We start from the raw sequence: 13,993 nt of genomic DNA, 5'->3' as shown, positions 1-13,993 counted from the left end.
ATGGCAGAAATTTATCAATTAAGAGAAAAAATTGAAGAATTAACCGACACTATGAAACTAATCGGAGACTCTCTTTGACCCAACTAGCTTAGAAGAAGAAGTAAAGGAACTTGAAAAGAGTACCTTTGCTCCTGACTTTTGGAATGATAGTGAAAAAGCTCAAAAAATTATGGCAGATTTATCAAACAAAAAAGATGAGTTAGGTAAATATAATGATATTATGAATAGCTTATCTGATAATACTGACATGATTGATTTAGTTGAAATGAGTGAGAACCCAGAAATAGATATCTTAAATCAAGTTGAAAAAGATTTAGAAAAACTTACAAAAGACGTTTCATCAATGAAACTTAGAACCCAACTTGATGGAGAATATGATAAAAATAATGCCTATATGTCAATAAATGCAGGAGCTGGTGGCTTAGAAGCAACTGATTGGGCTGATATGCTCTTACGTATGTATACTAGATATTTTGAACATAATGGATTCAAATATGAAGTCACTGATATCAATAATGAAGAAGCAGGTGGTATCAAATCTGCTACTCTTAAAGTAAGTGGAGCTTATGCTTATGGCTATCTTAAAGGAGAAAAAGGAGTCCATAGGCTTGTTCGTATATCACCATTTGATAGTGGAGCACGTAGGCATACATCATTTGTATCTATTGATATATTCCCAGAACTTCCAGATGATACTGAGGTAGAAATAGATCCATCAGACCTAAGAATAGATACTTATAGAGCAAGTGGAGCAGGGGGCCAGCACGTAAATAAGACTGATTCTGCGGTAAGAATTACCCATATCCCAACAGGGGTAGTAGCAAGTTCTCAAGCAGAACGTAGCCAGATGCAAAATAAAGATAATGCTATGAAATTACTTTTATCAAAGCTTATCCAAATCAAAGAAGAAGAGCAGAGAGAAAAAATCGAGGATATCCAAGGTAAGTATAGTCAAATTGCTTGGGGAAGCCAAATTAGATCCTATGTTTTCCAACCTTATACCCTAGTAAAAGATCATAGAACAAACTATGAAATAGGTAATGTGGAAGCAGTAATGGATGGCGATATCCAAGGATTTATTGATGCTTACCTGGCAGAAAGTAATAAAGATAATTAGAGGGAAATAATATTCCCTCATTTTTTATAGGAGTATATTGTGGAAGATAAAAAAATCATATTAACTGGTGATAGACCAACAGGTAGACTTCATCTAGGTCATTATGTTGGAAGTTTAAAAAATAGAGTAAAGATGCAAAATGAAAGTGATTATGAAAAGATGTATGTCATGATTGCTGATAGCCAAGCACTTACAGATAATTTTGATAATCCAGCAAAAATTAGAGAAAATCTTATTGAAGTAGCACTAGATTATCTAAGCTGTGGAATAGATCCAGAAAAGGTAAATATATTTGTTCAATCACAAGTAGAAGAACTTACAGAGCTTACATTTTACTTTTTAAATCTAGTTACACTTTCTAGACTGGAACGAAATCCAACAGTAAAGTCTGAGATTAAACTACGCAACTTTGAAACAAGTCTTCCAGCAGGATTTTTGATCTATCCCGTAAGCCAAGCAGCTGATATATTACTATTTGATGCAAATATTATTCCAGTTGGTGTAGACCAAGAACCAATGTTAGAGCAGACTCGAGAGCTTGCAAGATCATTTAATAATATCTATGGAGAGATTTTCACAGAGCCTCATGCAATACTCCCGGAAAATAAGCAAGCACGTAGAATGCCTGGTATAGATGGGGCAGCTAAGATGAGCAAGTCTTTAGGTAATGCTATCTATCTTGCAGATGATAAGGCTACTGTAAAGAAAAAAGTAATGTCTATGTATACAGATCCAGATCATATAAACATAGATGATCCTGGTAAGGTAGAAGGAAATATAGTATTTACTTATTTAGATGTATTTTCAAATGAAAGTCACTTTGAAAAATACTTACCAGAATATAAAAATCTTAATGAACTTAAGGTGCATTACCAAAAAGGTGGCCTAGGAGATGTTAAATGCAAGAAATTCCTAATCAAAGTTTTAGAAGAAGAGCTCGCGCCGATTAGAGAAAAAAGAGCTTACTATGAACAAAACTTAGACCAGGTTTTAGAAATATTAGAAAAAGGAACACAAGAAGCAAGAAAAGTTGGCAGAGCAAAGATAGAGGAAGTTAAGAAAGTCATGGGCATAGATTACTTTAGCGATGATACTTATATCAAAGAAATCAAAAAAAAATATACTAAATAATTGTATGAGGGGCTATTGCGATAGCCTCTTTATTAAATTTATCTGATTATAATTTTATCATAAAAAAGGAGTAAGAATGGATTTAAATGAAGTTATAGAACAAATGAAAAATGATCCTAGAAATAAATCATATACAGATAGGGGAATTGATCCGATTTTGCAGGCGGATCCTAAAGCAAGAATACTCCTCATTGGTCAAGCACCAGGTAGAATAGTAGAAGAAACAGGTATACCATTTAATGATAAATCTGGAGAAAAGTTAAGAAAATGGATGGGTGTTGATAAAAATACATTTTATTCCAAAAAAATAGCCATAGTTCCAATGGATTTATATTATCCTGGAAAGGCAAAGCAAGGAGATAAGGCTCCAAGAAAATTTATTGCAGATGATTATCACGAAAAAATATTAAAAACAATGCCTGAAATTGAACTAACTATATTAATTGGTGCCTATGCTCAAAAATATTATTTAGGCAAAGATTTTAAGAAAAATCTTACAGAAACTGTCAAAAATTATAAAGAATATTTGCCAAAATATTTTCCAATAGTCCACCCAAGTCCTCTAACTATAGGTTGGCTTAAGAAAAATCCTTGGTTTGAAGAAAAAAATATAGTTGATCTAAAGAGAATAATTAATGATATATTGTCATGAAATAGATCCTTTATAAAACATATGAAATTTTGGGAAAATAAGGAAAATATGATATAATTCTTTTGTTAATCAATGTCACTTTAAAGGAGTAAATTATGAACAAAGAATTTTCATCTAAACTAGGGCTTATTCTTTCTGCAGTAGGTTCTGCAGTGGGAATGGCAAATATATGGGGTTTTCCTTATAAATTTCAATCAGGTGGTCTAGTTTTTTTAATATTTTACATATTATTTTCAGTAATTTTTTCTGTAGTTGGCTTATCTTCCGAATTTGCTATAGGAAGACTTGCCAAAACTGGTACATTGGGGGCTTATGAATATTCATATAAGACCCGTAATCAAAATACCAAGATAGGAAGAGTTGTAGGTTTTATTCCCTTGATGGGTACATTTCTAATAGCTATTGGCTATTCAGTAATTGTTGCTTATGTACTAAAGGGTTTTATAGATTCACTTACAGGAGAAATATTTACCCAACAATCACAAGCTTGGTTTGATAGTTTTGCAAGTGTTCCTCACTCAGTCATACCTTATCATGCTATTATAATTATAATTACTATACTAACATGTTTTGGAGGAGCATCATCAATTGAGAAGACTAATAAAATAATGATGCCTACTTTTTTTGTCTTATTTTTAATACTAGCTATTAAGGTAGGCTCATTGCCTAATTCTATAGAAGGTTATAAGAATATGTTTCTATACGACCCAAAGACTCTAAATATGAAGACTATATTGGACTCTATGGGACAAGCATTCTTTTCCCTATCTATTACAGGATCAGGTATGATAGTAGTTGGTGCATATATTAGCAAAGATGAAGATATAGTTAGCTCATCTATACAAACAGGTATTTTTGATACATTAGCTGGCTTGATATCATCATTTGTTATAATTCCAGCCGTAAGTGTTTTTGCTATGAAAGAAGTAGGTGGACCATCATTACTATTTGTAACCCTCCCTACTATTTTAAATAACATAAAATTTGGTAGAATTTTTGCCATACTATTATATCTAGCGGTAGTATTCGCAGGTATATCCTCTCTACAAAATATGCTAGAGGTTATGGCAGAATCAATCACAAATAGATACAGACATTTATCTAGAAAGGCAGTATTTATAATACTAGGATTAGCAGTGTTTTTGCTAGGTATTAATTTAGAAACAATTGATAATTTTGGACCTTACATGGATATAATTTCCATATATATCATTCCAATAGGCGCATCTATTGGTGCTATAACTTGGTTTTATGTACTTAAAAAAGATCTATTATTAAAAGAAATCAATCTTAATAGCAAACATAAATATAAAGAAAGATGGTATAGACTTGGGAAATATGTATATGTGCCTATATCTATACTTCTAACTCTACTAGCACTTATATTTAAAATATCATTTTAATTTAAGATAATACTTACCAATTCATAGTAATCCAGTACAATATACTTGTAAGTTAATTTAACTATAAGGAGTTATTATGAAAGATAGTAAAATTATTTTAATAGGTGATGGTGCAGTAGGTTCATCATTTGCTTATGCTTCAACAATCTTGGGCGTAGGACGTGAGCTAGGCATCATTGATATAAACGAAAAAAAGGTCGAAGGAGAAGTTATGGATTTATCAGATGCTATAAGTTTTACTTCGCCTAAATATATATACAAGGCAAGCTACAGTGACTGCAAAGATGCAGAAGTAGTTGTAATTACGGCAGGACTTGCTCAAAAAGCTGGAGAGACTAGATTGGATCTTGTAGAAAAAAATTTAGCTATTTTCAAAGGTATGATAAAAAATGTAGTAGCAAGTGGTTTTGATGGCATATTTGTAGTTGCGACCAATCCTGTAGATGTTCTTAGCTATGCAACATGGAAATATTCAGGATTTCCAGCTAGTAAAATTATAGGAACTGGTACTACCTTAGATTCCTCAAGATTTAAAAAGGAAATTGCAGGATTAATAGGCATAGATCCAAGGAGTGTAGATGCCTTTATACTTGGAGAACACGGAGATACTGAATTCCCAGTGTGGTCTCATACAAATATAGGTGGACTTCCAATCTATGAATGGGTAAAAAGTCAAAGTGAGATAGATGAGATGGCACTACTAGATACCTTTGAAAAATCCAAAAATGCTGCTTATGAAATAATCGAGAAGAAGGGAGCAACATTTTATGGTATAGGTATGGCTATAACAAGGCTAGTAAAAGCTATTATAAATGATGAAAACTCCGTGTATTCAACATCTTCATATCTATATGGTGAATATGGAGTCAAGGATTTATATGTTGGTGTTCCTACAGTTATAGGAAAAGATGGAGCTAAATGGGTTATAGAAGTTCCATTAACTGATACAGAAAAAGAGAGAATGGATGAGTCAACGAGACTTCTTAAGGAGATAATAGGTAAAAGTGATTTATAATGATTAAATATATATTATGGGATATAGATAATACATTACTAAGCTTTGACTTAGCAGAAAAAGCCGCTATGACTAATGGATTTTCTAAATTTAATTTAGATATAAAAGATGATAATGCACTAGCAGCTTATAAAGTAATTAATGATAAATATTGGAAGAGATTAGAGCGAGGAGAGATGACTCGCAAGCAAATACTAGGAGATAGATTTAGGGAGTTTTTCGATTTCTACAATATCAACTATGATGATCAAATGATAGATGACTTTAATCTATACTTTCAACAAGAAGTAGGTAGACAAATATTCTTTAATGACAAAGCTTGGGATACTGTAGGATATCTAAATAAAGATTATGACCAATATGCAGTAACCAATGGATCAAAGATTGCCCAAGATGCTAAGGTAGTTAATTCTGGATTAGATAAGATATTTAAGAAAGTCTTCATATCTGAAAATTTAGGCTATGATAAACCATATAAAGAATTTTTTGATCTAGTATTTGAAGATATAGGATCAAGTAAAAGAGATGAATATATACTAATAGGAGATTCTCTAACATCAGATATGCGTGGAGCTAATAATGCTGGCATAAAAAATATTTGGTACAATCCACACGCAAAGAAAAATCACCTAGACGTAAAACTAGACTACACCATTCATACTTTAGATCAAGTTCCAGAAATATTGAAAAAAATAAATGGCTAGTAAAGAAGAAAGAAAAGAGTTTTTAGGAATATTAGACCAGTATAAGATGCTAAGCTAGATAAAAGTGTTCCTTTAAACTACTTAAAAGACTTATTAGAAAAATATCCCAACGACTATCTAGAAAATTCAACAATATTTAAAGAGCAAACTCAAGATTAACAGAGTTTGCTTTTTTATATTTATCATATATTATAATATAAATTTTAAAATGGATAATAGTCAACGAAAATATTAATTTTTATTCAAGCAATTCAACCGAACAAAAGTGAGTGGAGATACTTCTTTAGGGGTTATTTTATAGGGATTTATCAAACAATATCACTTTGGTATACTCATATTATAAGAAATTAAATAGCAATTTACTAAACCAATATTGATATAAAAAATGAAAGTAGAGGTATAGATGAAATTATCTGAAGAAATAAAAACTAAAAATATAAGTTTTAAAAATAGAATTATTATGCCGCCTATGGCAACCTCAAAAGCTGATGACATGGGTCATGTTTCTGATGACCTACTTGATTATTATCAAGAAAAAACTAGTAATAAGCTCTTTTCCACAGTTATAGTAGAACATAACTTTGTTGATCCTATTGGCAAAGCAAGTCATAATTAAGTATCAATAGCAGATGATTATTGTATTGATGGTCTAAAAAAACTTGCAGAAATTATTCAAAACAATGGAACACATGCAATAGTACAAATTTCTCATGCAGGTAGCTCTACAAATGAAGATGTCATAGGGCAAGGTCCAGTTGCTCCATCTAGAGTAAAAAATCCATCTAAAGAAAATGCTGCATTAGCAAGAGAGCTTAGCATTGAAGAAATAAAAGAAATAGAAGATAAATTTGTAAATGCAGCTTATCGTGCAAAAGAAGCTGGCTTTGTTGGAGTTGAGATCCACTCTGCTCATGGATATCTACTAAATCAATTCTTATCACCACTTACTAATAAGAGAGCTGACGAATATAGTGGAGATGTTGAGGGAAGAATTAGAATTCATCTAGAAATAATAAAAAAAATTAAACAAAAAGTTGGCGAGGATTATCCAATATTTTTAAGATTAGGTGCAGGCGATAATATGGACGGCGGATTATCACAAGAAGACTCAGTTTATGCAGCTAAGGCATTTGAAAAAGCCGGAGTAGATGTATTAGATATTTCTGGAGGAATGTGTATGTTTCTTATTGACGATAAATCTGCAGGATTCTTTGACTTTTTATCCAAACCTATCTATGATGCAGTAGAAGTTCCAGTTATATTAACAGGTGGAGTTAAGACTGGTAATGACGTAGAAGACATTTTAAATCGCAATGTATGTGATTTAGTTGGAGTAGGAAGATCAGTTTTTAAAGACTCAAATTGGATGGAAAAAGAAATAAAACCACTTATATATTAAAATTAAAATTACACTACATCCAATCTCGACTAAATAGGTGTAAGCGAAGGTATGGAGAGATCTCAAGGGATTTCTCCGCTCACTGCGTTCGGTCGAAATGGGTTATGATTTACCATCTCGACTAAATACGTGAAACGAATGCATGAAGAGATCCCATAAGACTTATCCATTTTGCTGCACTTCGTTCCGCTTCGGTCGAAATGTGCTATGATTTCCATCTCGACTAAATGAGCGTAAGCGAATGCATGGAGAGATCTCTTTGGACTTCTCTGCTAACTACATTCGGTCTAAATAGTTAAGTTTATATTTTTGCAACAGTCTAATCTCAGATTTTTTATTTCAACCAATAAATTATGATTAATAAAATAGTTATCAGGATATTCATTCTATTATAATATAGTTTATATAAGTATAAGTTCATAGTTAAAATTTGAAGTTCCAATTATAGCTGGATGATTACAATAAACTTCTCACAACAATTTACAAAGATTTAAGGAAAATGTTTGTGTAGAGCTTTAAATCAGGTTATATATAATATTACTAAAGGATGATGATATGATTGAAACTAGAACAAAAGAGATTTTTGATTTTTTAACTGCAGATTATAAATTTCATAGCTCTGAAGAAATAGGAAGGTGTTTAGAGCTTAGCTCTAAGACTATTCAAAAGGAAATAAATATATTAAACTCTTATATCAGAGAAAAGGGGGCGATAATAAATTCTGAGACTGGAAAAGGATATCAGTTTACTATATTAGACGAAGATAAGTTCAAGGATTTTTTAAGGCATGACTGGTTTAAATATGCATATTTTCATCAAGAAAATGCAAATAAGGATTTGAGGATTGAAAGTATTTTGAAGTTACTATTATTTTCCAACTCTTATATTAAGCAACAAGAAATTGCTGATATGTTTTATGTATCACTTTCTCAAATAAACAAGGATATCAAAAAGGTTAGAGAGCTTCTTGAAGTTTACAATATAAGATTGATTAGTAAACCTTATTATGGAATGAAAGTAGCTGGAGATGAAAAAGATATAAGGCTTGCAATTAGAAATGAAATTGGAGAAGATCCAGAAATTTTTAGAAATGATGAGGAAAAAGAATTATTTATAAGAATACAAGAAATTATAGATGGCATAAAATTTCCTGAATCATTTTATATAACATATGCAAACTTTAAAAATCTAGTAGTCCATATTTATATATCAATACTTAGAATAAGGGAAGGTCAGTATATAGAACTTACTGATGATTTATCTCAAAGAGTTGTAACTTATGAAGAATTTAACATAGCGAATTTAGTAGTATCAGAGCTTAATGAAAAGCTTGATATAGAATTTCCGCAAGACGAGATTCTTTATCTAACTATGCACTTGATAACAAAGAACTCAGTGACAAACTTTGAAAAAGTTTCGCCAGAAATATCTGAATTAGCTCAGATTATGATAGATGAGATATATAAAGTTACTAAATATGACTTTAGATCAAATATAGATTTATTCTTTGCACTTTCTCTGCATTTGGGTCCACTTATAGAACGTATAAGGTATGGATTAACTATGAAAAATCCTATACTTAAGGATATCAAAGACAATCAGGTTGCTTTTATGCTTGCAACAATTGCAGCAAGTCCTATAAATATTAGATATCACACAAGACTAAGTGATGATGAGGTTGGTTATCTAGCACTTCATATCGCTAGTGCTATGGATAACAATTATAAGCAAAAAAGGGATATTTTAGTAGTTTGTGGTTCAGGAAATTCATCAGCTCAGATGATGAAAGCACAAATAGAAAAAAAATATAAAGAAGAGATCAATACATTAACACTTACAGATTTAAGTAATATCGACCTATATAACCTAGATAAATTTGATTTTATAGTTTCTTCAGTAGATATAAAGAGTAATACTAAAACTCCTATAGTGTATGTGGATATAATTTTTAAACAAAAAGATTTCGATAATATAGATGACATCATAAATGTAGATGCTATGGATGAAATCAACAAAATATTTAAAAATTCCATATTCATAAAAGATGTAGAGGTAAATGATATGGACCATGCCTTAGATATACTATCAGAACTTGCAAGTAAAGACCTTGACATAAGTAAAGAAAATATAAAAAAACAATATAAAAAACGTGAAAAAATGGCTTTTACATCCTATAAAAATGTAGCAGTCCCACATATTTTAGAACAGGTTGATACAGAAAGTTTTTCTATAATCTTAATCCCCCAAAAAAGTGTCAAGTGGAATGACGATGATGTGAAGTTAATATATTCACTTTTTGTTGGAAAAGAAATAGGAGATATGAGCTTTTACTATGAAAAGTTATCTGAATTTTTAAATGATGATATTTTAATAGAAAAAGCTTGCAATAGTAAAGATAAAGTTGAATTTATGAATGTTTTTTTAGGAGGGAATAAATAAGAATGGATAATGAACAGATTTATGAAACTGCTTTTAAAATAATTGTCCACGCGGGAGAATCCAGATCGCTTTCAAGTGAAGCAATGGATGCAATAGAAAATTGTAAATTTGATAAAGCTAACGAACTTTTAGATAAAGCAAATCAAGAATTTTTACAATGTCACAAGATACAAACAGATTTGTTAACAGCAGAAGCTAATGGAGAAAGTAGTGAAGTTAATATAATATTAGTTCACTCACAAGATCACCTAACAATGGCAACAATGGCTATGGATAATGCAAAAAGATTTATGAATGTATATAAGAAATTAGAAAAATTGGAGGAGAAATAATATGAAAAAAGCACTTATAATTTGTAACGCAGGAATGAGCAGCTCAGTAATGGCAAAGAAAACTACCACTTGGCTTAAAGAAAATGGTCATGATATAGATATTGAGGCTACAACTGTAGCTGCTGGTGATAAGCCATTTCAATCAGATGAATATGATCTTATATTAATAAGTCCACAAATTAGAATGAGATATAAGGAATTTGAAGCAAAAGCTAATAAAACTGGAAAAAATATAGTTCAAGTTGGATTTGATGCCTATGCTCCTATTCCAACTGGTATAGAAAAAATGGGAAAACTAGTTTTAGACAATATTGATTAGGATGAAACCATTTGAAAAGAAAAAACAACAAGAACAAGTCATAAAATCTCTTACAATAAGTAGGTACACTTTTTTAAGATATTTTACAACAATAGTCTTTTTTTTATCCTTGTATTGGTTTATTAGTAGCTTTTTGGCTAATAGAGATTTAGACTTATTAATTCCTATTATTGTTGGAATTAGTCAAATATTAGTGAATTCTGAGATGTATAATGCAATTCAATTTAGAAATGATGGAAGATTGATTAAATCATATTATATATTATTGCTGGATATAATTTTACTAGTGATAACTTTGATAATAGCAGGAAATAATTATAAAAAGATTTTCCCATATCTAACTAGCAAAAATTTCGCTTTGATATTTTTATCTTTACTTATAGTTCTTGTTGTTTTATGTTTTTATCGAGTTTACAGAATAAAGAACATGACCGATAAAACTTATAAGAAAATCGAAGAATATAAAAATAAATAAAAGAGGAAAATATGTTTGAATTTTTAGAAAAATATTTAATGGGTCCTCTAACAAAATTGTCAAATTATAGACTTGTTAGGGCAATTACTGCAGCTGGCATGGCAACAATTACCTTTTCTATTGTAGGATCTATGTTTTTAGTACTTAATGTATTACCAACAGTTATAACTCCGTTACAAGGGTTTTATGATGCTACTCTTATAAAAGTAAATGATATTTATATGCTTGCTTATAATGCGACTATGGCTATTATAGCTTTGTACTTTTTGGTGGTAATACCTTATGAATACACGAAAATAATTGCAGATGAAGAAGATATGGACTTAAATCCTATTACAGGAATGCTCTTATCAGTTTTTGCGTATTTTATGCTTGTTCCACAATTTTCAAATACAGATGGATTACACTATCTAACTGATCTTGATAATAATATCATAAGTGGTTGGGAGATTGGAGCAGCACCTTTGAGATTAGGTGCTATTGGTATATTTACAGCTATTATTATTTCGTGGTTTGCGGTAAATTTATATAAGTTTTGTGTAGAAAAAAATATTATTATAAAAATGCCAGATGCCGTTCCAGATGGAGTTGCAAACTCATTTACAGCTTTATTGCCAGCTTTTTTCTTGGCTTTGATAGTAATGATTATAAATGGCTTATTAATTAAAGCTGGTACAGATATATTTAAGGTTATAGCAGTACCTTTTGGATTTGTTACAAAAATTGCTGGAAGTTGGGGAGGATTAATTATTATCTACTTCTTAATGCAAGCACTATGGCTTGTTGGTATTCATGGAGCTACTATTATTACATCATTACTTACACCAGTAGTTTTATATAATATGCAACAAAATGCAGAAGGAGCAGCTTTTCCTTTTGCTGGAGAGTTTAACAACGCCTTTGTTACTATAGGTGGATCTGGATCAACTTTAGTATTTATCTTTATGCTGGCTTTCATGTCAAAGTCTGAGCAATTTAAGATGCTTGGGAAAGCATCATTTGTACCAGCAATATTTAATATCAATGAACCAATCATATTTGGCTTGCCTATAGTTTATAATCCATACTTTGCTATACCTTTTGTATTAGCACCAATTGCTTCAATGTCAATTGCTTATTGGGCATTTAAACTTGGAATGATTCACCCTATAATAGCCCAACAACCATGGCCAACGCCTGTAGGTATTGGAGGTTTTATAGCAACAGGTGGTGACTGGAAGGCTATAATTTTATCATTAATATGTGCTGCTGTAGCTGGATTGATATACTATCCATTCTTTAAAAAACGTGACAATGAACTATATAGAGAAGAATTAGCTGCCGCTAATGATGTGTCCGTTGAAAATGTAGTTGTTGATGAAGAAAACGATGAGGTCAAGATAGTTGATGATAAAGATCAAGATAAAATAATAGAATAAGATTAAACTTTAGATAAGAAATATAAGGAGAAAATATGGCTTTTAGAAAAGATTTTTTATGGGGAGGCGCTACTGCTGCTAACCAATGTGAAGGTGCTTTTGATGAAGATGGTAGAGGGCTTGCTAATGTAGATCTTTGTCCTGTTGGTGACGATAGGCAAGCTATAATTACAGGTCAAAAAAAGATGTTTGACTTTGATAAAGAACATTTTTATCCTGCTAAAAATTCTATAGATATGTATCACAGATATAAGGAAGATATAGCTCTTTTTGCAGAAATGGGTTTTAAAGTTTATAGATTTTCTATAGCTTGGACAAGGATTTTTCCTAATGGAGATGAGAGTAAGCCTAATGAAGCTGGACTTAAGTTTTATGAAAATTTGATAGATGAATGTCATAAATATAATATTGAGCCACTTATAACTATAACTCATTTTGATTTCCCAATGCACTTAGTTCACGAATATGGTGGATGGAGAAATAGAAAAATTGTAGATTTCTATCAAAATTTAGTTACAGCTATTTTTACTAGATTTAAAGGAAAGGTGAAATATTATTTAACATTTAATGAGATAAATGTAATACTTGCAGCATCATTTATGGGAGCAGGATTATATTTTGAAGAAGGAGAAGATATAAATAAGGTACGTGCTCAGGCAATTCATCATGAACTATTGGCAAGTGCTTATGCAACTAAGATCGCCCATGAGATTGATCCGGAAATAAAAATCGGATGTATGCTAGCAGCAGGTACATACTATCCAGCAACATGTAAGCCTGAGGATGTATTTGCAGCACAAAAATATAATCGTGATAATTACTTCTTCGTTGATGTTCAATCAAGAGGTTACTATCCATCATATAAACTAAAAGAATATGAGTTGTCAGGAATAATGCCAGAAATGCATGAAGAAGATGAAAAAATCTTACGAGAGAACACAGTTGACTTTATATCTTTCTCTTACTATACAACTAGAACTATTTCATCAGACGCATCTAACTTTGATGAATCTAATCTTGTAGATACTGTTGATAATCCATATCTTGGAAAAACTGAATGGGGTTGGCAAATAGACCCGCTGGGATTTAGGACAACTATAAATGAAATATGGGATAGATATCAAAAGCCATTATTTGTAGTAGAAAATGGTCTAGGTGCCAAGGATACTCCTAATGAAAATGGATATGTTGAGGATGATTATAGGATAGCTTATCTAAGAGATCATATTAAAAATATGAAAGATGCTGTAGAAGTTGATGGCGTAGATTTACTTGGCTATACAACTTGGGGACCTATAGACCTAGTTTCAGCTGGAACTGGAGAAATGAGCAAACGCTATGGATTTATTTATGTAGACCGTGATGATTATGGAAATGGAAGCTTAGATAGATCTAAGAAGAAATCATTTGATTGGTACAAAAAAGTTATAGCTAGCAATGGTGAAGATTTAGACTAATTAAGCTACAGCCCATGAGATTTCTCCACTCACTACGTCCGGTCGAAATGGGTTATGCTTTCCCATATCGACTAGATGAATGTAGCTTGATTTGCTACATTCATCTCTAAAACTAGTGCGAATGAAATAAGC

12 protein-coding genes and 2 pseudogenes are annotated in these 13,993 nt (G+C 31.2%); all 14 read left to right on the top strand.

The features are described 5' to 3' along the window. The 14 genes and pseudogenes from prfB (at position 1) to ABXG81_RS06005 (ending at position 13,861) form a co-directional block, all read left to right on the top strand. A protein-coding gene (gene prfB, locus ABXG81_RS06070; RefSeq protein WP_353528530.1) for a peptide chain release factor 2 occupies positions 1-1,117 on the top strand; the annotation gives its coding sequence in 2 pieces (ribosomal slippage) (positions 1-75 and positions 77-1,117; 1,116 coding nt in all). Between the two features lie 39 nt (positions 1,118-1,156). Next, positions 1,157-2,248, top strand: a complete 1,092-nt coding sequence (gene trpS / locus ABXG81_RS06065; RefSeq protein WP_245949645.1) for a tryptophan--tRNA ligase — start codon at positions 1,157-1,159, stop codon at positions 2,246-2,248. Between the two features lie 76 nt (positions 2,249-2,324). Beyond that, a complete protein-coding gene (locus tag ABXG81_RS06060; RefSeq protein ID WP_209813810.1) occupies positions 2,325-2,900 on the top strand; it encodes a uracil-DNA glycosylase family protein in 576 nt (191 codons plus the stop codon). A 95-nt stretch (positions 2,901-2,995) separates the two neighbouring features. Next, the gene (locus ABXG81_RS06055; RefSeq protein ID WP_353528529.1) at positions 2,996-4,303 is read left to right on the top strand and encodes a sodium-dependent transporter; all 1,308 of its coding nucleotides are present in this window, start codon (positions 2,996-2,998) and stop codon (positions 4,301-4,303) included. A 76-nt stretch (positions 4,304-4,379) separates the two neighbouring features. Next, complete coding sequence (locus tag ABXG81_RS06050) at positions 4,380-5,318, top strand: L-lactate dehydrogenase (RefSeq protein ID WP_117521294.1); 939 nt, start codon at positions 4,380-4,382, stop codon at positions 5,316-5,318. Then, positions 5,318-6,022, top strand: coding sequence for a YjjG family noncanonical pyrimidine nucleotidase (locus ABXG81_RS06045; RefSeq protein WP_316111383.1), 705 nt, complete (start codon positions 5,318-5,320; stop codon positions 6,020-6,022). The genes ABXG81_RS06050 and ABXG81_RS06045 overlap by 1 nt, the downstream gene beginning before the upstream one ends. Positions 6,023-6,085: 63 nt before the next feature. Further along, a pseudogene (locus ABXG81_RS06040) lies at positions 6,086-6,181 on the top strand (hypothetical protein); the annotation flags it as partial. A 244-nt stretch (positions 6,182-6,425) separates the two neighbouring features. After that, positions 6,426-7,421 (top strand): annotated as a pseudogene (locus ABXG81_RS06035) (NADH:flavin oxidoreductase). A gap of 555 nt (positions 7,422-7,976) precedes the next feature. Beyond that, a complete protein-coding gene (locus tag ABXG81_RS06030; protein ID WP_316111381.1) occupies positions 7,977-9,860 on the top strand; it encodes a BglG family transcription antiterminator in 1,884 nt (627 codons plus the stop codon). A gap of 2 nt (positions 9,861-9,862) precedes the next feature. Next, complete coding sequence (locus tag ABXG81_RS06025) at positions 9,863-10,192, top strand: PTS lactose/cellobiose transporter subunit IIA (RefSeq protein ID WP_209813817.1); 330 nt, start codon at positions 9,863-9,865, stop codon at positions 10,190-10,192. A gap of 1 nt (position 10,193) precedes the next feature. Further along, entirely contained in the window at positions 10,194-10,511 is a 318-nt protein-coding gene (locus tag ABXG81_RS06020; protein WP_288222831.1) for a PTS cellobiose transporter subunit IIB, read from the top strand. 133 nt (positions 10,512-10,644) lie between these two features. Continuing rightward, positions 10,645-10,986, top strand: coding sequence for a hypothetical protein (locus ABXG81_RS06015; RefSeq protein ID WP_353528528.1), 342 nt, complete (start codon positions 10,645-10,647; stop codon positions 10,984-10,986). 11 nt (positions 10,987-10,997) lie between these two features. After that, positions 10,998-12,404, top strand: coding sequence for a PTS cellobiose transporter subunit IIC (celB, locus tag ABXG81_RS06010; RefSeq protein ID WP_353528526.1), 1,407 nt, complete (start codon positions 10,998-11,000; stop codon positions 12,402-12,404). A gap of 35 nt (positions 12,405-12,439) precedes the next feature. Further along, positions 12,440-13,861: a 6-phospho-beta-glucosidase gene (locus ABXG81_RS06005; RefSeq protein ID WP_353528524.1), complete on the top strand. Its 1,422-nt coding sequence runs from the start codon at positions 12,440-12,442 to the stop codon at positions 13,859-13,861. The last annotated feature ends 132 nt before the right edge of the window (positions 13,862-13,993 follow it).

It is taken from the genome of Anaerococcus nagyae (assembly GCF_040364225.1).
Lineage (GTDB): Bacteria > Bacillota > Clostridia > Tissierellales > Peptoniphilaceae > Anaerococcus > Anaerococcus nagyae.
This window is presented reverse-complemented; position numbering and strand designations above follow the sequence as displayed.

Excerpts from the sequence above, each read along its gene's own strand:
- ABXG81_RS06060 (WP_209813810.1), top strand. The coding sequence starts at position 2,325 with ATGGATTTAAATGAAGTTATAGAACAAATGAAAAATGATCCTAGAAAT.
- ABXG81_RS06055 (WP_353528529.1), top strand. The coding sequence starts at position 2,996 with ATGAACAAAGAATTTTCATCTAAACTAGGGCTTATTCTTTCTGCAGTA.
- ABXG81_RS06050 (WP_117521294.1), top strand. The coding sequence starts at position 4,380 with ATGAAAGATAGTAAAATTATTTTAATAGGTGATGGTGCAGTAGGTTCA.
- ABXG81_RS06045 (WP_316111383.1), top strand. The coding sequence starts at position 5,318 with ATGATTAAATATATATTATGGGATATAGATAATACATTACTAAGCTTT.
- ABXG81_RS06030 (WP_316111381.1), top strand. The coding sequence starts at position 7,977 with ATGATTGAAACTAGAACAAAAGAGATTTTTGATTTTTTAACTGCAGAT.
- ABXG81_RS06025 (WP_209813817.1), top strand. The coding sequence starts at position 9,863 with ATGGATAATGAACAGATTTATGAAACTGCTTTTAAAATAATTGTCCAC.
- ABXG81_RS06020 (WP_288222831.1), top strand. The coding sequence starts at position 10,194 with ATGAAAAAAGCACTTATAATTTGTAACGCAGGAATGAGCAGCTCAGTA.
- celB (WP_353528526.1), top strand. The coding sequence starts at position 10,998 with ATGTTTGAATTTTTAGAAAAATATTTAATGGGTCCTCTAACAAAATTG.
- ABXG81_RS06005 (WP_353528524.1), top strand. The coding sequence starts at position 12,440 with ATGGCTTTTAGAAAAGATTTTTTATGGGGAGGCGCTACTGCTGCTAAC.